This window comes from Mycolicibacter virginiensis (assembly GCF_022374935.2).
GTDB classification, from domain to species: Bacteria; Actinomycetota; Actinomycetes; order Mycobacteriales; family Mycobacteriaceae; genus Mycobacterium; species Mycobacterium virginiense.
In genome coordinates this window covers 2,314,515-2,332,896 of record NZ_CP092430.2, presented here as the reverse complement: position 1 = coordinate 2,332,896, position 18,382 = coordinate 2,314,515, and the positions used below count along the sequence as shown (strand labels likewise).

At 68.9% G+C, this 18,382-nt stretch carries 19 protein-coding genes; 11 read left to right on the top strand and 8 right to left on the bottom strand.

Annotated features, from left to right (window positions below; translation table 11 throughout):
* Positions 1–3 precede the first annotated feature (3 nt).
* Both MJO54_RS11205 and MJO54_RS11200 read left to right on the top strand, forming a co-directional pair.
* On the top strand, positions 4–414 hold the full coding sequence (locus MJO54_RS11205) for an MmpS family transport accessory protein (protein ID WP_240175919.1): 411 nt from the start codon (positions 4–6) through the stop codon (positions 412–414).
* An 87-nt stretch (positions 415–501) separates the two neighbouring features.
* Positions 502–1,269 (top strand): CPBP family intramembrane glutamic endopeptidase, encoded by a 768-nt coding sequence (locus tag MJO54_RS11200; protein ID WP_046286202.1) that lies wholly within the window; start codon positions 502–504, stop codon positions 1,267–1,269.
* Positions 1,270–1,453: 184 nt separating this feature from the next.
* On the opposite strand, the gene MJO54_RS11195 is transcribed toward MJO54_RS11200, so the two are convergent.
* The 6 genes from MJO54_RS11195 to modA are packed head-to-tail and all read right to left on the bottom strand — an operon-like array spanning position 1,454 to position 6,397.
* Positions 1,454–2,482 carry a zinc-binding alcohol dehydrogenase family protein gene (locus MJO54_RS11195; protein ID WP_240175918.1) on the bottom strand — a complete coding sequence of 343 codons (1,029 nt, stop codon included), beginning with the start codon at positions 2,480–2,482 and terminating at the stop codon, positions 1,454–1,456.
* Positions 2,483–2,515: 33 nt separating this feature from the next.
* Positions 2,516–2,821 (bottom strand): GlsB/YeaQ/YmgE family stress response membrane protein, encoded by a 306-nt coding sequence (locus MJO54_RS11190; protein ID WP_396876110.1) that lies wholly within the window; start codon positions 2,819–2,821, stop codon positions 2,516–2,518.
* 6 nt (positions 2,822–2,827) lie between these two features.
* Entirely contained in the window at positions 2,828–3,694 is an 867-nt protein-coding gene (locus MJO54_RS11185) for an alanine and proline-rich secreted protein Apa (protein ID WP_064887444.1), read from the bottom strand.
* A 37-nt stretch (positions 3,695–3,731) separates the two neighbouring features.
* Positions 3,732–4,847, bottom strand: a complete 1,116-nt coding sequence (locus tag MJO54_RS11180; protein ID WP_046286206.1) for a sulfate/molybdate ABC transporter ATP-binding protein — start codon at positions 4,845–4,847, stop codon at positions 3,732–3,734.
* Positions 4,844–5,635 (bottom strand): ABC transporter permease, encoded by a 792-nt coding sequence (locus tag MJO54_RS11175; protein WP_046286207.1) that lies wholly within the window; start codon positions 5,633–5,635, stop codon positions 4,844–4,846. Before MJO54_RS11175 ends, MJO54_RS11180 begins: the two co-directional genes overlap by 4 nt.
* 6 nt (positions 5,636–5,641) lie before the next feature.
* The gene (modA, locus tag MJO54_RS11170) at positions 5,642–6,397 is read right to left on the bottom strand and encodes a molybdate ABC transporter substrate-binding protein (RefSeq protein ID WP_065152980.1); all 756 of its coding nucleotides are present in this window, start codon (positions 6,395–6,397) and stop codon (positions 5,642–5,644) included.
* 223 nt (positions 6,398–6,620) lie between these two features.
* Here modA and MJO54_RS11165 point away from each other — a divergent pair, with 223 nt between their 5' ends.
* Positions 6,621–7,292 (top strand): SDR family oxidoreductase, encoded by a 672-nt coding sequence (locus MJO54_RS11165; RefSeq protein WP_046286209.1) that lies wholly within the window; start codon positions 6,621–6,623, stop codon positions 7,290–7,292.
* Positions 7,293–7,400: 108 nt separating this feature from the next.
* Positions 7,401–8,786: a type II NADH:quinone oxidoreductase Ndh gene (locus MJO54_RS11160; protein ID WP_046286210.1), complete on the top strand. Its 1,386-nt coding sequence runs from the start codon at positions 7,401–7,403 to the stop codon at positions 8,784–8,786.
* Between the two features lie 197 nt (positions 8,787–8,983).
* Here MJO54_RS11160 and MJO54_RS11155 read toward each other — a convergent pair whose 3' ends face one another.
* A complete protein-coding gene (locus MJO54_RS11155) occupies positions 8,984–9,397 on the bottom strand; it encodes a PaaI family thioesterase (RefSeq protein WP_065152992.1) in 414 nt (137 codons plus the stop codon).
* A gap of 149 nt (positions 9,398–9,546) precedes the next feature.
* On the opposite strand from MJO54_RS11155, the gene MJO54_RS11150 reads away from it, so the two are divergent.
* The 3 genes from MJO54_RS11150 to gnd are packed head-to-tail and all read left to right on the top strand — an operon-like array spanning position 9,547 to position 12,420.
* Positions 9,547–9,963, top strand: a complete 417-nt coding sequence (locus MJO54_RS11150) for a BlaI/MecI/CopY family transcriptional regulator (RefSeq protein ID WP_046284986.1) — start codon at positions 9,547–9,549, stop codon at positions 9,961–9,963.
* A gap of 14 nt (positions 9,964–9,977) precedes the next feature.
* Positions 9,978–10,916: a M56 family metallopeptidase gene (locus tag MJO54_RS11145; protein WP_064887451.1), complete on the top strand. Its 939-nt coding sequence runs from the start codon at positions 9,978–9,980 to the stop codon at positions 10,914–10,916.
* Positions 10,917–10,971: 55 nt separating this feature from the next.
* Positions 10,972–12,420 (top strand): NADP-dependent phosphogluconate dehydrogenase, encoded by a 1,449-nt coding sequence (gnd, locus tag MJO54_RS11140; protein WP_065152981.1) that lies wholly within the window; start codon positions 10,972–10,974, stop codon positions 12,418–12,420.
* 4 nt (positions 12,421–12,424) lie between these two features.
* Here the strand turns inward: gnd and MJO54_RS11135 are convergent, their stop codons facing one another.
* Positions 12,425–13,309, bottom strand: coding sequence for an alpha/beta fold hydrolase (locus tag MJO54_RS11135; protein ID WP_396876101.1), 885 nt, complete (start codon positions 13,307–13,309; stop codon positions 12,425–12,427).
* A 265-nt stretch (positions 13,310–13,574) separates the two neighbouring features.
* Between MJO54_RS11135 and MJO54_RS11130 the strand changes: the two genes are divergently transcribed.
* From MJO54_RS11130 to MJO54_RS11115, 4 genes are read left to right on the top strand one after another with little or no spacing between them, the layout of a single operon-like run.
* Positions 13,575–15,011: a GuaB1 family IMP dehydrogenase-related protein gene (locus tag MJO54_RS11130; protein WP_046284983.1), complete on the top strand. Its 1,437-nt coding sequence runs from the start codon at positions 13,575–13,577 to the stop codon at positions 15,009–15,011.
* A gap of 55 nt (positions 15,012–15,066) precedes the next feature.
* Positions 15,067–16,413: a hemolysin family protein gene (locus tag MJO54_RS11125; RefSeq protein ID WP_046284982.1), complete on the top strand. Its 1,347-nt coding sequence runs from the start codon at positions 15,067–15,069 to the stop codon at positions 16,411–16,413.
* Positions 16,406–17,476, top strand: coding sequence for a hemolysin family protein (locus MJO54_RS11120; RefSeq protein ID WP_046284981.1), 1,071 nt, complete (start codon positions 16,406–16,408; stop codon positions 17,474–17,476). The genes MJO54_RS11125 and MJO54_RS11120 overlap by 8 nt, the downstream gene beginning before the upstream one ends.
* Positions 17,469–18,359, top strand: a complete 891-nt coding sequence (locus MJO54_RS11115) for a hypothetical protein (RefSeq protein ID WP_046284980.1) — start codon at positions 17,469–17,471, stop codon at positions 18,357–18,359. Before MJO54_RS11120 ends, MJO54_RS11115 begins: the two co-directional genes overlap by 8 nt.
* The last annotated feature ends 23 nt before the right edge of the window (positions 18,360–18,382 follow it).

Here is an 18,382-nt window from a genome sequence, read left to right as displayed (position 1 = left end):
GCCATGACTGCTCACCCCGCACCGGTCCGGATGCCCCGCAAGGCGATGTCGTTGCTGCTCGGCGCCCTCGTCGCGTCGGCCACCATGGCCGGCGCCGGGGCGGCCGGCGCGACGCCGGACCACACCAAGGTGCCGGTCCGCTACGACCTCACCGGTACCGGGGTCGCCAGCTACATCACCTACCAAGGCCAGAACGGTCAGGCGCACGCCACCAACGCCCCGCTGCCGTGGTCGATTCAGCTGACCGGCTCGATGACGAACGCAACCAGTCCGTCCTCGTACTCGCTGAGCGCGCAGAGCGCCGGTCCTGGTGCCTTGACCTGTACCGTCACCGTGAACGGCAAGGTGGTCAGCGAGAACACCGCCACCGGCAACCCGGCGCGCGTGCTGTGCGAGACCCACGGGCCCAAGTAGCCCGAATCAAGCGAATCAAGCCCGGCGGTTAGGCGTCCCTGACGACGCCCAGGCCCCAACGCGCCGTCGCGCGTAGAATTCGGTGCAATGTCTGGCCACGAGTTCGCGGTGCCCTGGGGGCGGCACCCATTGGTGTCGCAACTCTCGGCGCTGAATCACTTTCGCGCCTTCGTCGACGTCGCCGTCGTCGTGGTGGTGCTCGCGCTTGCCAATTTGATCGCCCACTTCACTACCCCGTGGGCTGCGGTCGCCACCGTCCCGGCCACCGCGATCGGCTTGATCGCCCTGGTCCGCTATAACGGCCTGACCTGGAGCGAGCTCGGCCTGGGCCGCGCGCATTGGAAATCGGGGTTCGGCTACGCACTGGCCGCGGTAGTAGTCGTGGTGTCGGTGATCGCGATCGGCGTGATGCTGCCCGTGACCCGGCCGATGTTCTTGAACAACCACTACGCCACGGTCTCGGGTGCGCTGGTGGCATCGATGGTCGTCATCCCGCTGCAGACCGTGATCCCCGAGGAGTTGGCTTTCCGCGGCGCGCTGCACGGCGCGCTGCACCGGGCGTGGGGGTTTCGCGGAGTGGCCGCGGCCGGCTCCTTGCTGTTCGGATTGTGGCATGTCGCCACATCGCTGGGCCTGACCAGCAGCAACGTCGGTTTCACGCGCGTTCTCGGGGGCGGGTTCTTCGGCATGCTGGCCGGCGTGACGCTCGCGGTGCTGGCCACCGGGGCTGCGGGCTTCGTGTTCAGCTGGTTGCGACGACGCAGCGGCAGCCTGATCGCACCCATCGCACTGCATTGGTCACTCAACGGGGTCGGTGCGCTGGCCGCCGCGCTGGTGTGGCAGGTCTCTGGCTGAGCCCCGGCGGTTCAGCGAGGCTCGACGAAGGAGAGCCGAAACTGGGACCGCCGCATCAGCCCCGGCGGTTCAGCGAGGCTCGACGAAGGAGAGCCGAAACTGGGACCGCCGCATCAGCCCCGGCGGTTCAGCGAGGCTCGACGAAGGAGAGCCGAAACTGGGACCGCCGCGTCAGCCCCGCGGTTCAGACCAGCAGCACTGCCGCACCTGCGATCCGGCCCGCAGCCAGGTCCGCCAGGGCCCGGTCGGCATCGCCCAGCGCGTACACCGGCGTCGTCACGTCGATGTGGTGCGCGGCCGCGAAATCGAGGAAGGCGTGGGCGTCCGCGCGGGTGTTGGACGTGACCGACCGGATCTGACGCTCACGGAACAGGTGGCGCTGGTAGTTCAGCGGTGGGATGTCGCTGAGATGGATGCCGGCGATGGCCAGTGTCCCTCCGGCGTCCAGCGCCTGGCAGGCGGGCAGCACCAGCTCGCCGACCGGGGCGAACAGGATCGCGGAGTCCAGCGGCACCGGTGGCGGATCGGCGGCGCCCTGGGCCGAGGCAACGCCCAGTTCCAAAGCCAGTTCGCGCGCTCGTTCGCCGCGGGTCATCACATGTACCTCGGCGCCGCTGGCGAGGGCGACCTGCGCGGTGATGTGCGCACTGCCGCCGAATCCGTAGATCCCCAGCCGCCCGCCCGGGGGCAGGTCCGCGCGCTGCAAGGACCGGTAGCCGATGATGCCCGCGCATAGTAACGGCGCCAACTCGGTGTCGCTGTAGCCGTCGGGCAGGCGCAGCGCGAAAGCTGCGGGCACGGTGGCGAATTCGGCATAGCCGCCGTCGTCATCCCAGCCGGTGTAGCGCGACTGCGGGCAGAGGTTCTCATCGCCGCGGCGGCAGTAGCGACAGGTGCCGCAGGTGTGTCGTAGCCAGGCAATACCGACGCGGTCCCCCACCACGAACTCGTCACCGACGTCGGCGCCGACCTCGACGACTTCGCCGACCACCTCGTGGCCGGGGATCACACCGGGCCGGTGCACCGCAAGGTCGCCTTCGGCGACATGCAGGTCGGTGCGGCACACGCCGCAGGCCTGCACGGCAAGCAACAGTTCTGCCGGCTGCGGTCGCGGCACCGCGGTACTGACCCGCTCGAGCGGTCGGTTGGCTATCGGGCCCGGCCGTTGAACGCGCCATCCCGACATCGACACCCCGGCCAACTGCGACGCCATAGACCTATGGTGCGCGTTCGACAGCCGGGACGGCTACCTGCGGCGAGCCAACCCGACGACCCACAGCAGAATGATGGCCCCGCCCAGCGAGACGAAGAAGGTGAACCACCTGCGGCCGTGCTCAACGTCCACACCAATCCAGCCGAGCAGCATGCCGCCGATGAATCCGCCGATGACGCCGATCAAGACGTTGAGCAGAATCCCGGAGCCACCGCGCTTCATGATGCGGTTCGCCAGCCAGCCGGCGACGCCGCCGATCAGGACATAGGCCAGCCAGCTGACCGACGTCGGTGTCGACAGTGCAGCAGCGAGATAGCTTGCGGCCATGGGCGTGATCAGCAGGGATTACGCAGCTGGGGCCGGAGCGGGTGCCGGAGCGGGAGCAGGCGCCGGAGCGGGAGCAGGCGCCGGAGCAGGGGCAGGGGCCGGGATTCCCGGAATCCCCGGCGCCGGGGCAGGCGCTGCTTCGGCGGGAGTCGCGCCCAACGGCCGGATGGACTCCGCCAACGCGATGGCCGCGTTGGTATCGACCGGGTTGTTGGCCGTGCCCAGCCACACCACGAACCACCGTTCGGTCTGCGGGCCGGTGCCACTGGCCGGCGGCACACCGATCACGCCACTCCAGATCTGGCCGACCGGCTTGGCCGGGTCGGTGAACTTGACCTCGTAGTACGACGCGCTACCGGTCAAACCGCCCCCGTTGAGCGGAGCGTTCACCTGGTTGGCGCGGGTGCCGGGGTAGGGCATGAAGAACTCGCCCATGTCCGATCCGAGGCGGGTGGCGGCCTTGGCGTTGTCGGCCTCAGCGCTGGCGTAGAGCCGCTGGTCGAGCTTGCCGAGCACGATCCTGGTGTCGTTGGCCACCGGCGCCGGCTGACCCGGCAGCATGGGCTCACCGGTCTTCTTGCTCAGCAGCGACGAACCGTACTCAAGGTGACTGGTGTCGGACTGCACCCAGCCGCCCGGCAGCACGAAGCTGAAACCGCCCGCAACGTCGTCGACGCGGCCCACCTCGGGCGGCGCAGGCTCGGCGGCCGGAGCCGGGGCGTTCGGGTCGGCCGGCGGGGCATCCGCGGTGGCCGGCGGCGCGGGAGGAGGCGGCGGCACCGGGTCCGCATACACCGGCGCCGCAAGGGCGAATGCCAACGCACCGGCGACCGCGGTCGCGGCCATCGCCCGAATTCCCCTGGAGGTCAGGTCCACCTGCTTCATGGCAGAAAAACCTACCGCGTTGGCATCGGTACGCAAGTTACGCCGTGCCGGGGTGTGTCGCACGCAGCGTCACTTCCTGGGCTTTGACCCCGAACCAGACCGTCTCCCCCGGCGCCAGACGCAGTTCCGCCGCCGCGTCGGCGGTGATGTCCGCGGCCAGTCCCGGCGCTCCATCGGGCTGCTCCACGCCACGCACCTGGACCGTGCTGCCGCGTACGTCGAGCTCGGCCACGATCACCTCGAGCAGATTGCGGGGACTGCCGTGGCGCGGCGGCTCCCGGTAGACCGCCACCGCCCGTGGTGCGCTGACCGCGACCGCCGGCCGACCCGGTTCCACACCGTCGTCGGTGGTGCCGTGCCACTGCTCTCCCCACCCGGTGCGCAATAGGCCGGCGGAGTCAAGCACCCCCGCGACCAGATTGACACCGGCGATCTGCGCCCCGAAGCGGCTCCGCGGTGCGGCCAATACTTCTGCGGCGCGGCCGATCTCGGCGATCCGCCCGGATTCGAGAACCAACACCCGATCCGCCAACGCAAATACGTCGAGCAGGTCGTGGGTGACCAGCACGGTGGTGCGCCCTGCCGCACCAAGCGCGTCGCGCAGCACCGTGCGCACCGCAGACGCCGCACCCACGTCGAGTCCGGCCAACGGCTCGTCGAGCAACAGCACTTCCGGTTCGGCGGCTAGGGCACGGGCGATCGCGACCCGCTGCGCCTGCCCCCCGGACAGCCGGCGCGGCCGGCACGCGGCCAGGCCTTCGGCGTCGACCGCCCGCAGCCACGGCGCCGCGAGGGCATGGGCGCGCGCCCGGCGCAGGTCGAAGCGACGCCGATGATGCGATCCGAATGCGACGTTGGCCGCCACGCTCAAGTGCGGGAACAGCAGCGGATCCTGCAGCAGCAGGCCCACCCGGCGGTCGCAGGTGGCCACCTGAACTCCGGCCCGGGTGTCGGTCAGTACCCGATCACCTGCGCGGACCAGGCCCTCGTCGGGTCGCAGCAGCCCCGCGATCACATGCAGCAAGGTCGACTTCCCGGCGCCGTTGGGCCCCAGGACCGCCAGCACTTCGCCCGATTCGACGTTCAACTGCACGTCCAGGCCGCGTTCGGCGACGACCGCCTGCAACGTAAGCCCGCCAGCTTGGGCGCTCATCCGATGCTGCTCAGTCGCCGGACACCCACGACGAGCACCACCACTGCGGCAACAGCCACCAGCAACAGCGACATCGCCGCCGCGGCGTCCGCATCCGACACGCGCTGCAGATAGATAGCCAGCGGCAATGTCCTGGTGACGCCCTCCAGGGAGCCGGCAAAAGTCAGCGTCGCCCCGAATTCCCCGAGCGACCGCGCGAATGCCAGCACCGCCCCGGAGATCAGGCCGGGCGCCAACAGCGGCAGCGTGACCCGCCACCACACCACGCTGGGCCGGGCACCCAGCGTGGCCGCCACCCTCTCGTAGTCGGCGCCGGCGGTCCGCGCCGCGCCTTCCAGGGCGATTACCAGAAACGGCAACGATACGAAGGTCTGCGCCAGCACCACCGCGGTCGTGGTGAACGCGATATGGATGCCGGCGGCCTCCAGATAACGGCCCAGCAATCCCAGCCGGCCGAACGCATACAGCAGCGCGATTCCGCCCACCACCGGAGGCAGCACCAGCGGCAACAACACCAACGGCCGGAGCACGCGCACCACCCGGGCCTGGCTGCGTGCCAGGACCAGCGCCATCGGCACACCCAGCAGCACACACAGGGCCGTGCTGGCCGCGGCGGTGCGCAGGCTCAGTTGCAGCGCGGTGGTGGCAGCCGGGCTGCTGATCAGCGACCAGAAATGTGGCCAGTCGACTTTCGCTGCGATCCCCACCAGTGGCAGCACCACGAACGCCGCGCCGATCGCGGCGGGCACATAGACCCAGCCCGGCAGGTCATCAGGCCGGCCGACCACGGCCGGTCAGGGCTTACCGAAACCGGCCGCGTGCAGCACCTTCTGCCCCGCTTCGCCGGTGACCAGATCGACGAACGCGCGGGCCGGCCCGGGCGAAGGCGCTTCCTCCAGCAGCGCGATCGGGTAGGTGTTGACCGCGTCGGCAGCCTCGGGGAACTCGATGGTGGCCACCTTGTCTCCAGCGTGCTGGGCATCGGTGCGGTACACCACGCCGGCGTCGGCCTGGCCGGTGGTGACCTTGTTGAGGACGTCGGTGACGTCGGGCTCCTCGCTGACCGGTGTCACCGTGACGCCGGTGGCGTCTTCGACCTTGTGGGTCGCCGCGCCGCATGGGACCGGCGCCTGACACACCACCACCGCGAGCCCTGGTGTGGCCAGATCGGCGAAGGACCGCACCCCGTGCGGATTGCCAGGTGCCGTCACGATCACCAGCGTGTTGGTGGCAAACGGCACCGCCGCCGCGTCCAGCAGGCCGGCCTGCGCGACCTTGTCCATTTGGGTGGTGTTGGCCGAGGCGAAGACGTCGGCGCGCGCGCCCTGTGTCAGTTGGGTAGCCAAGTCCGAGGATCCTGCGAAGTTGAAGGCCACCGCCACGCCGGGATTGTCGGTTTTGAACTGCTCGGCGATTTCGGTGAACGCCGGCTGCAGGGATGCCGCCGCGAACACCGTGATCGTCGGGGACGCCGGCTCCGAGCTACAGCCGGCCACTCCCGTCGCCAGCATGACCGCCATCGCCCCGCAGACCACCTGGGTACGCCCCATGGCTGGGAGCCTAACGGCGATCGCAAGCGCTGCGAAGCAGCGCGCCGCGGATCGGCGCCATCAACACCGCGGCGATCGCAAGCGCTGCGAAGCAGCGCGCCGCGGATCGGCGCCGGGCGCACCCCGGACTGTGGCCGGATCGTGTCTAGGCCGAGTTCCGCCCCAGCCCCGCAAACCGGCTACCGTCCAGTAACATAGCCCGGAACACGAGGAGGATCTACCGATGGATGTGCTGGTCACCGGTGGTGACACCGAATTGGGTCGCACCATTGCCGAGGGTTTCAGCGAGGCTGGCCACAAGGTGACGCTCGCCGGCTTGCGGGGCCCCGAGCTCGAAGTCGCCGCCAAAGAACTCGACGCCAACGCGGTCGTCTGCGACAACACCGACCCGGCGAGCATGCTGCAGGCCCGTGGGCTGTTTCCGCACCACCTCGACACCATCGTCAACGTCCCGGCACCGCGCTGGCAGGGCGGCGACCCCCGCGGCTATTCGCTGGCCGACCAGGCCAACGCCTGGCGCAGCGCGCTCGACGCCACCGTGCTCTCAGCCGTGCTGACCGTCGGGACCATCGGCGACCACCTGCGCTCGGGCGGCTCGATCATCTCGGTGCTGCCGGAGAACCCCCGCGACGGCAGTGCCGACGCGGCGGTGAAAGCCGCCTTGTCGAACTGGACCGCCGGCCAGGCCACCACGTTCGGCACCCGCGGGATCACCGTCAACGTGGTGGCCGCCGGCGAAGGCGCCCAGCCCGGCTACGACGGACTGACCCGTGTGCCGCCCACCGGGGCCGCCGAAATCGCCCGCCTCGCGGTGTTTTTGACTTCGCCGGCTGCCCGGCACATCACCGGCCAGACACTGCACGTCGGCCACGGAGCGCTGGCCTGCTTCGGCTGACTGTGACGGGAGTGGCTAATCCCACAACCACTGGATGCAGTGAGCACCTTTTAGGTCGACTAGCGTATTGGGGGAACGCAGTCACCGTCGAGGAGCAACCGGATTCCCATGAGCGCCCAGCCTGAAGTCACTGCGCAGCAGAGCCGACGCCACCAGGTCGTCATCATCGGCTCGGGATTCGGTGGACTGACCGCGGCGAAGAAGCTCAAGCGCGCCGACGTCGACGTCAAGTTGATCGCCCGCACCACCCACCACCTGTTCCAGCCCCTGCTGTACCAGGTTGCGACGGGCATCCTCTCCGAGGGTGAGATCGCGCCGTCCACCCGCGTGGTGCTGCGCAAGCAGCGCAACGCCCAGGTGCTGCTCGGCGACGTCACCCGCATCGACCTGGCCGGCAAGTTCGTCACCTCCGAGGTGCTCGGCCACACCTACGACACCCCGTTCGACAGCCTGATCATCGCGGCCGGCGCCGGGCAGTCCTACTTCGGCAACGACCAGTTCGCCGAGTTCGCGCCGGGCATGAAGACCATCGATGACGCGCTGGAGTTGCGCGGGCGCATTCTGAGCGCCTTCGAGCAGGCCGAGCGGTCCCGAGACGAAGCCCGCCGGGAGAAGCTGCTGACCTTCACCGTGGTCGGCGCTGGCCCCACCGGCGTCGAAATGGCCGGGCAGATCGCCGAGTTGGCCAACTACACACTCAAGGGCGCATTCCGCAACATCGACTCGACCAAGGCGCGGGTGATCCTGCTCGACGCCGCTCCGGCCGTGCTGCCGCCGATGGGCGAGAAGCTGGGTCGCCGGGCCGCCGAGCGACTGCAGAAGATGGGCGTGGAGATCCAGCTCGGTGCCATGGTCACCGACGTCGACCGCAACGGCCTGACGGTCAAGGACGCCGACGGCAAGATCCGGCGCATCGAATCCCAGTGCAAGGTGTGGTCCGCCGGTGTGTCGGCCAGCCCGCTGGGCCGGGATCTCGCCGAGCAGTCTGACGTCGAGCTGGACCGCGCCGGGCGGGTCAAGGTGTTGCCGGACCTGTCCGTGCCGGGCCACCCGAACGTCTTCGTCGTCGGCGATATGGCGGCCATCGACGGTGTCCCCGGTATGGCGCAGGGCGCCATCCAGGGCGCCAAGCACGCCGCCAGCACCATCAAGGCCGAACTGGGTGGCGCCGACCCGGCCGACCGGGAGCCCTTCCAGTACCTGGACAAGGGCTCCATGGCCACCGTGTCTCGGTTCTCCGCGGTCACCAAGATCGGGCCGCTGGAGTTCAGCGGTTTCCTGGCCTGGCTGGCCTGGCTGGGGCTGCACCTGATCTACCTGGTCGGGTTCAAGAACAAGATCAGCACGCTGCTGTCGTGGAACGTGACCTTCCTGAGCACCCGGCGCGGCCAGCTCACCATCACCGAGCAGCAGGCGTTCGCCAGAACACGTCTGGAGCAGCTCGAAGTGCTGGCGGCCGAGGCGCAACGCGGCGCGGAGCGCGCGGTCAGCTAGCGGCAAGCGGCGGTTGCAAGCGCGGCGGAGCCGGGCGCAGCAGACCACCGCCATCGGCACAGCGGCGGTTGCAAGCGCGGCGGAGCCGGGCGCAGCAGACCACCGCCATCGGCACAGCGGCGGTTGCAAGCGCGGCGGAGCCGGGCGCAGCAGACCACCGCCATCGGCCACAGCGGCGGTTTGGCGTCGCCGAGAATCTAATCCGACAGGTTCTGCAACCGGACCTGGCCGCGGGCGAGCACGCGCTTGTCGGCATCGGTGATCGTCACCAGCCACAGTTGCTGTCGCCGGCCGCGATGAATCGGGGTGGACGCCGCGTAGACGGTTCCCGACGAGACCGCTCGCAGGAAGTCGGTGTTGTTGTTGACCCCGACGACGGTGCCGACCGGGTCGCCGCCGTCGCGGTTGAGCCAGGTGTGCGCCGACACACTGGCCACGCTTTCGATGATTGAGCAGTACACGCCACCGTGCACGATCCCTGCCGGCTGGCAGAGCTTGGGCTGCAGCTCCAATTGCGCGTGCGCACCGTCCGGGCCGATGTCGGTGTAGACCAGGCCGATCTCGGAGTCGAAGGGCGCGGAGAAGTCGGACGGGAATCCGGTGGCTGCCATGTGATGGTTGTACACGACGCCCGCTTGGGCCCTCCTGGGCGATCCGTTCCGCTCACACCGGGGTCGCAGCAGACCCTCAGCTTCTGATACGACGCCCGGTAGTAATTAAGGGTAGGCTTGCTCCGTTGCCCGGGGAGTTGATAACAAACATGGCGAAGCAGACCCATTTAGGGGACTTGGAACGTGCGGTGATGGACCATCTGTGGTCATCGCCGGAGTCTCAGACGGTGCGCGAGGTCCACGAGGCGCTGTCAAGGCAGCGCGACCTGGCTTATACGACCGTGATGACAGTCCTGCAGCGACTGGCCAAGAAGAATCTCGTGTCGCAGATTCGCGATGACCGTGCACACCGTTACACACCGGTCCGGGGCCGCGACGAATTGGTTGCTGGGCTGATGGTGGAGGCACTCGATCAGGCCGCTGACTCCGGAGACCGCCGGGCTGCGCTGGTGCATTTCGTCGAACGCGTCGGCGTCGACGAGGCCGACGCGTTGCGTCGTGCGCTGGACGAACTGGAGGCCAAACATCGCATCCGCCTCCCAGGTAGCGGCCGACCTGCGTCCTGAGGGAGACTTACAGCGTGTCCGCGCTGGCCTTTTCCATCGTCGCGCTGTTGCTCGTAGGGCCGGTACCCGCCCTGCTGGCGCGCGCTGACTGGCCGCTCCGTGCTCCGCGAGCCGCGTTGGTGCTCTGGCAGGCCATCGCCATTGCCGCGGTGCTGTCCGCGTTCAGCGCGGGCCTGGCCACCGCCAGCCGCCTGCTGATGCCCGGCCCGGACGGCCGCCCCACCTCGACGATCCTCGGCTCCCTCGACCGCTTGGGCTGGGGGCTGTGGACCTTCTACGTCGCGGTCTTCGTGTTGACCCTGATGGTCGGGATGCGCCTCACGTGGACGGTGTTGCGGGTCGCGATCCGCACCCGGCAACGCCGGGCCCACCACCGCATGCTCGTCGACCTGGTCAGTGTCACCGACCGCCCGCCCGCCCTGCGCACCAGTGGACTGCGCATTCTGCAGGTGATGCAGCCACTCGCCTACTGTTTGCCCGGGGTGCGGAGCCGGGTGGTGGTCAGTTCCGGCACGCTGGACGCGCTCGGTGACACCGAGTTGGCCGCGCTGCTCTGCCATGAGCGGGCCCACCTGCGGGCACGGCACGACCTGGTACTCGAGGCGTTCTCGGCCGTGCACACCGCATTCCCCTGGTTCGTGCGAAGCGCGAGCGCCCTAGACGCGGTGCGGCTGTTGATCGAACTGCTTGCCGACGACGCGGCCGTTCGGGTGGCCGGCGCCCCTCCGCTGGCCCGCGCCCTGGTGACCTGTGCCGCAACCAAAGTTCCCGCCGGCGCGCTGGCGGCGGGCGGCACCAACACGGTGCTGCGCGTGCAACGGTTGTCGGGGCAGGGCAACAGTCCAGCGCTGGCCGCTGCCGCCTATTCGGCCGCAGCCGGGGTGCTGACGGTGCCCACGGTGGCACTGGCGGTACCGTGGCTCACCGAGCTGCACCGACTGATCGCGGGGTAACCCGCGCCGTCCGGCGTGCCGGGCATCGAATCACCTACCACCGAGAGGCGAATACATGAGCGCGTCGGAAGTTGTTGGCACCGCCCAGATCGGCGTGACCGGACTGGCAGTCATGGGATCCAACATCGCGCGCAACTTCGCCCGTCATGGCTACACCGTGGCGCTGCACAACCGGTCGGTCGCCAAAACCGACGCACTGCTCGACGCCTACGGCTCCGAAGGCAGCTTCGTGCGCAGCGAGACGATTCCGGAATTCCTTGCCGCCCTAGAGAAGCCGCGCCGTGTGCTGATCATGGTCAAGGCCGGTGACCCCACCGACGCCGTCATCAACGAACTCGCCGACGCGATGGAGCCCGGCGACATCATCATCGACGGCGGCAACGCGCTCTACACCGACACCATCCGCCGGGAGAAGGCGATGGCCGCCCGCGGCCTGCACTTCGTCGGTGCCGGGATCTCCGGCGGCGAGGAAGGCGCACTGAACGGTCCCTCGATCATGCCGGGCGGCCCCAAAGAGTCCTACGAGTCGCTGGGCCCGCTGCTCGAGGAGATCTCAGCCCACGTCGACGGCGTGCCGTGCTGCACCCACATCGGGCCGGACGGCGCAGGGCACTTTGTGAAGATGGTGCACAACGGCATCGAGTACTCCGACATGCAGCTGATCGGCGAGGCCTACCAACTGCTGCGCGACGGGCTGGGCCTGGCCGCACCGCAGATCGCCGAGGTGTTCACCGAGTGGAACGCCGGGGATCTGGACAGCTACCTGGTCGAGATCACCGCCGAGGTACTGCGGCAGGTCGACGCCAAGACCGGCCAGCCGCTGGTCGACATCATCGTCGACGAAGCCGAGCAGAAGGGCACCGGCCGCTGGACCGTGAAGTCTGCTCTGGACCTGGGGGTTCCGGTCACCGGCATCGCCGAGGCGGTGTTCGCCCGGGCACTGTCGGGCTCGGTCCCGCAGCGTCGCGCTGCGGTGGGTCTGGCCGCCGGAAGCCTCGGCGAACGCCCCGCGGATGCGGCCCGGTTCACCGAGGACGTCCGCCAGGCGCTGTATGCCTCCAAGATCGTCGCGTATGCGCAGGGCTTCAACCAGATTCAGGCCGGCAGCGCCGAGCATGGCTGGAATGTGACCCCGGGAGACCTGGCGACCATCTGGCGGGGCGGCTGCATCATTCGCGCGAAGTTCCTCAACCGCATCAAAGAGGCCTTCGACACCGACGCCGACCTGGTGAGCCTGCTGGCCGCGCCGTATTTCCGCAGCGCGGTCGAGGCTGCCATCGACTCCTGGCGGCGGGTGGTGACCACGGCGGTGAGCCTCGGTATCCCGGCCCCCGGCTTCTCCTCGGCCCTGGCCTACTACGACGGCCTGCGGACCGAGCGGTTGCCGGCCGCGCTGACCCAGGCCCAGCGCGACTACTTCGGTGCGCACAGCTACGGCCGCACGGACTCGGACGGCAAGTTCCACACGCTGTGGAGCGCCGATCGCAGCGAAGTGCCGGTCTAGAGAGCTAAACCAGCAGGCCCAGCACGCCGTCGGTGAACGCCTGCGGGTCCTCGATCTGCGGGTAGTGGCCCAGCCCGGGCAGCTCGACGACGTCGGCGGCCGGGCGCAGCTGCCGCAGGCCGTCCAGCACATTGGTGGTGGCGACCGGATCGCCCAGGCCCCACACGAAGCCCAGCGGCTTGGGCCAGTCGCGCACTGCGCCGTGCCAGCGTTGCGCGTACCGCACCCGTTCGTCGAGGTAGGCCGAGAGCAGGTGCGCGATCCGGTTTCCGCCGTTGTGGGTCAGCAGGGCCCACTGCGCGGCGGCTTCATCGGGGGTCAGCGGGTGCTGCGGGCTGAACAGTCGGCCGAAGCCGCGAACGAAGCTGCGCCGGTTGGTCAGTCGAGCGGCGACAGCACCGAATGGGCCACGCAGCACCTTCTGGATCGGCCGCAGACTGGCCCGCTCCAAGATCACGCTGCCGTTGGTCAGCACCGCACGTCGCAGGTCGAAGGTTAGGTTGCCCTCGAGATCGCGGGCCAACAGTTCGGTGGCGACCGAGGTGCCCATGTCATGGGCGACCAACACCACCGGACCCGATGCGCTCGATGCCACCACCTGCTCCACCAGGTCGGCCTGCTCGAACAGGCTGTAGCGATGCGGGCGCGGTTTCTCCGACAGGCCGAACCCGAGGAAATCCATCGTCAGCCAGGACCGGCCGGCGAGTCGGTCCACGACCGACCGGAAATCGTAGGAACACGATGGAAAGCCGTGTAGCAGTAGGACAGTCGGCCCATCCCCCGCACCTGATCGCACAAACAACCGGCCCGCGTCGGTCGACACCCACCGGCCACCGTCTTGCCACTCGCTCACACTGCTTCGCCACGGCGCATTCGTCATCGCGGTCATTGTGCGCTGCACCTCAGATCAGCGCCAGCAGATCGACAATTGCCGAGCCGGCCGCGTCGGATCCGGCGGTGCGGAGGGTCAATTTTTGTTTCGACGCCCGCGGGGAACTTCGTCCGGTGGTGCCCGCGCCTGGCCGCCGTCGTCGCGCGGGCGGTAGCGTGGCTGACCGGGCGGTGTCGCCCGGCGGATGCCGGATCCGGCTCACGACGTGTGGAGGCGAATAGATGGGCTCTTCGGAACCCGACAGACCGATGGTGGCCGCTCGATGAGATTTGTCAGCGGATATGACCCCACCCACGACCTGACCTACAACGACGTTTTCATCGTCCCCAACCGTTCGGCCGTCGACTCACGTCTGGACGTCGACCTGTCCACCCGCGACGGCTCGGGCACCACGATCCCGGTGGTGGTGGCCAATATGACCGCGGTGGCCGGCCGACGGATGGCCGAGACGGTGGCCCGTCGCGGCGGGATCGTGGTGTTGCCCCAGGATCTGCCGATCGACGCCGCGAGCCACACCGTGGCCTTCGTGAAGAGTCGCGACCTGGTCGCCGACACCCCGGTCGTGCTCTCTCCCGAAGACTCGGTGTCCGACGCGATGGCTTTGATCACCAAACGCGCGCATGGCGTCGCGGTCGTGGTGGTCGACGGTCGGCCCACCGGCTTGGTCACCAAAGCATGCTGCGAGGGCGTGGATCGCTTCACCCGAGTCCGTGATGTCGCACTCGCCGAGCTGATCAGCGCACCGGTCGGCACCGATGCGCGCGCCGTGTTCGATCTTTTGGAGCACGCGCCGGTCGATGTCGCGGTACTGACCAATCCCGACGGCACTCTGGCCGGCGTGTTGACCCGCACCGGCACGATTCGGGCCGGTATCTACACCCCCGCGACCGACGGCTCCGGGCGCTTGCGGATCGCCGCCGCGGTGGGCATCACCGGCGACGTCACGGCCCGGGCCGCAGCCCTGCTGTCGGCCGGAGTGGACCTGCTGGTCATCGACACCGCCCACGGGCATCAGGAAAAGGCCTTACAGGCCATCCGCGCGGTCGCGGCACTGAAGCCGGGGGTGCCGCTGGTGGCCGGCAATGTGGTGTCGGCCGAGGGCACCCGGGATCTGATCGCCGCGGGCGCCGACATCGTCAAAGTCGGCGTCGGGCCCGGCGCCATGTGCACCACTCGGATGATGACCGGGGTGGGCCGCCCCCAGTTCTCCGCTGTCGTCGAATGTGCGACCGCGGCGCGCGAACTCGGCGCACACGTGTGGGCCGACGGCGGGGTGCGCCATCCCCGCGATGTCGCGCTGGCGCTGGCCGCGGGAGCGTCGAACGTGATGATCGGCTCCTGGTTCGCCGGAACATATGAGTCCCCCGGCGATCTGATGGTCGACCGCGACGGCAAGCCCTACAAGGAAAGCTACGGAATGGCGTCCAAACGCGCGGTGGCCGCGCGCACCGCCGCCGACAGTGCGTTCGACCGCGCCCGCAAGGCATTGTTCGAGGAAGGCATCTCGACGTCGCGGATGGCCGTGGACCCCGAACGCGGCGGCGTCGAGGATCTGCTGGACCACATCACCTCCGGCCTCCGCAGCACCTGCACCTACGTCGGAGCGGCCGACCTGGCCGAGTTGCATGACCGGGTGGTACTGGGAGTGCAGTCAGCTGCGGGATTCGCCGAGGGCCATCCGCTACCGTTCGGCTGGTGAGACCCATGGGCGCGAGCACGCGTAACGGCTTCGCGACAGCTCGCAGGATGTCGCCATGACCATCGCTGTCACGGTGGCCAGTCTGCTGGCGTTCGCGATCCTGACCCTGGGCACCGCGGTGTTCGTTGCCGCCGAGTTCTCCCTGACCACCCTGGAACGCAGCGTCGTGGAGGCCAACGCCCAGCGTGGCGGCCGTCGAGACGCCTACATCCAAGACGCCCACCGCACGCTGTCATTTCAGCTGTCCGGCGCCCAACTGGGCATCTCGATAACCACGCTGGCCACGGGCTATCTGGCCGAACCCGTGCTGGCCCGCTGGCTGCGCCCCCCGCTGGTGGCCGTGGGCCTGTCCGAGCGGATGACGGGCGGGGTTGCGCTGGCCCTCGCGCTGGTGATCGCCACGTCGTTGTCCATGGTCTTTGGCGAGTTGGTGCCCAAGAATCTGGCCGTGGCGCGCCCGCTGCCGATCGCCCGCGCAGTGGCGGGGCCGCAGCTGTTGTTCTCCCGGGTGTTCGCGATCGCGATCAGGGTGACCAACGGGACGGCGAATCGCATCCTGCGCCGAGTCGGGATCGAGCCCGCCGAACGGCTCGCCTCGGCCCGCTCGGCGCGTGAGCTGGCGTCGCTGGTGCGCAATTCGGCTCGCAGCGGTGCCCTCGACCCGACAACCGCCGCTTTGGTGGAGGGTTCGCTGCGATTCGGTGCGCTGACCGCTGCCGAGCTGATGACGCCGCGATCGAAGATCGTGAGTCTGCAGGCCGGCGACACCGTCGCCGATCTGGCCGCGGTCGCCATCGACACCGGTTTCTCTAAGTTTCCGGTGGTCGACGGCGATCTGGATGCCACCGTCGGCATCGTTCACGTCAAGCAGGTGTTCGCGGTCGCTGTCGCCGATCGCGCATCCACCCGGGTCACGACCGTGGCCCAACCGGTCGCGGTGGTGCCCTCGACTCTCGACGGCGACGCCGTGATGGAACAGATCCGGGCCAACGGCCAACAGGCGGCCATGGTCGTCGACGAATACGGCGGCACCGCCGGGATGGTGACCGTCGAAGACCTCATCGAGGAGATCGTCGGTGATGTCCGCGACGAACACGACGATGCCACCCCCGACGTGGTGGCGTCCGGCGGGGGTTGGCAGGTATCGGGCCTACTGCGCATCGACGAGGTGGCCGCCGCCACCGGCTACCGTGCACCGGAGGGCTCCTACGAGACCATCGGCGGACTTGTACTGCAGGAGCTCGGCCACATTCCGGAGGCCGGCGAGACTGTCGAACTGACGGCGTTCGACCCCGACGAGCTCTCCGCGCACCCGCCACGCTGGCTGGCCCGGGTGGTCCGGATGGACGGCCGACGTATCGACCTGCTGGAGCTCACCCACTTGGGGGCACGCGATGGCTGATCTGTTCAACATCGCACTGACCGCGCTGCTGATCGCGGCGAACGCCTTCTTCGTCGCCGCCGAGTTCTCGCTGATCTCAGCACGACGCGACCGGCTCGAGGCGCTGGCCGAACAGGGCAGGCAAAGTGCGGTTACGGTGATCCGGGCCGGTGAGCAGCTGTCACGAATGTTGGCCGGAGCACAATTGGGCGTCACGGTGTGCTCGATCCTGCTCGGCCGCATCGGTGAGCCGGCTGTGGCCGACCTGCTTGCGCCCGCGTTTCGGCTGGCCGGAATCCCGGATCCGCTGCTGCACACGGTGGCGTTCGTCGTCGCGTTGACGATCGTGGTGGCGCTGCATCTGCTGTTGGGCGAGATGGTGCCCAAGAACATCGCCCTGGCGGGCCCGGAGACCGCGGCGATGCTGCTGATCCCGCCCTACCTGGTCTACATGGCCGCTGCCCGGCCGTTCATCGTCTTCTACAACTGGTGCGCCAACATCACTCTGCGCGCCATGCGGGTCGAGCCCAAGGACGAGCTGGAGATCACGGTGTCCACCGTCGAGTTGAGCGAGATGATCGCCGAGTCGGTCTCGGCGGGTCTGCTCGACCTGGAGGAATACACCCGATTGACCCGCGCCCTGCAGATCCGCACCCGGGTGGTCGCCGATGTCGCGCTGCCGATCGGCGACATTCGGGCCGTGCCGGTGGCAGCGACCGGGCGCGGCCCGACCGTCGCGGCTATCGAAAAGGCTTTCACCCAGACCGGTTACTCCCGGTTCCCGGTTGTCGACCAGGGCGAATTCGTCGGCTACCTGCACATCAAGGATGTGCTGTTGCTCAGCGAGACCCCGACCGGGTTGGCGGCGGCAGGCGACGCCGTTGTGGACGTCGCCGTTGTGCGCCCCCTGCCGCGCATCCCCGCCTCTCTGCCGCTGGCCGATGCGTTGTCACGACTGCGGCGCCGTAACAGCCATCTGGCGCTGGCGGTCACCGAGGACGGTACGGCGGTGGGGATGGTGACCCTCGAAGACATGGTCGAGGACGTGGTCGGTACCGTTCGCGACGGGACGCACCGTGTTTGACCTGGCGGAACGGGTTCTGGAAGGCAGGCAGTGGCAGGCCCGGGCCGAGGAATACCGGCAGCGCCTTGAGGATTTTTTGGCCCCACTCTTGCGGCGGATCGCGGCCGGCGACCCGGTGCCGAAATTCCTGTTCAGCTACTACAGCCTGCGGCCGGCGCAGTTGCGCAGCTGGAATCCCGGCTTCGGGGTGGCTCTCGCCGGGCCGGAGGCGGTGCGCGACTATCGCGCACGGCGCGGGTACGCGGTGCGCGGCGGCCAGGTCGGCGTGTCCGCGGAATACCTGCGTGAGCGAGCCGACACCGTGACGTTCATCGCACGGCTGTTGCGCGCCACCGGCGAGCGGCCGGCCCAGCTGAACTGCTTCGGCCTGCACGAGTGGGCAATGGTGTATCGCGGCCCAGTACTGCAAGCCGTGCGCCACGATCATGTTCCGCTGCGCCTGGCTGCGGCTGAGATCGACGCGGTGGTGGAATCAATCCCCCTGCGCTGCACCCACTTCGACGCGGTCCGCTTCTTCACCCCGGCCGCGGCGCCGCGCAACGCCGCGGCGCCGAGCCGGGCCACCCAAATCGCTTGGGAGCAGCCAGGTTGCCTGCATGCCAACATGGACATCTACAAGTGGTGCTACAAGTTGGGTCCGCTGGTCGACTCCGAACTACAGCTGGCCTGCCTGGAGTTGGCTGCGTCGGCGCGCGAGATCGACATGCGCGCCAGCCCCTATGACCTGAGCGATTACGGCTATCTGCCGATCCCGATCGAAAGTGCGGCCGGCCGTGCCGAATACGTCCGCCACCAAAGCGAGATCGCACACCGCGCCGCACCGCTACGGGCCGCACTGTTGGATCGGTGCGACCTGCTGACAGAAATCGCCGGATGCGAATAGCCTCGCGACCTGCCGGTAAGGTG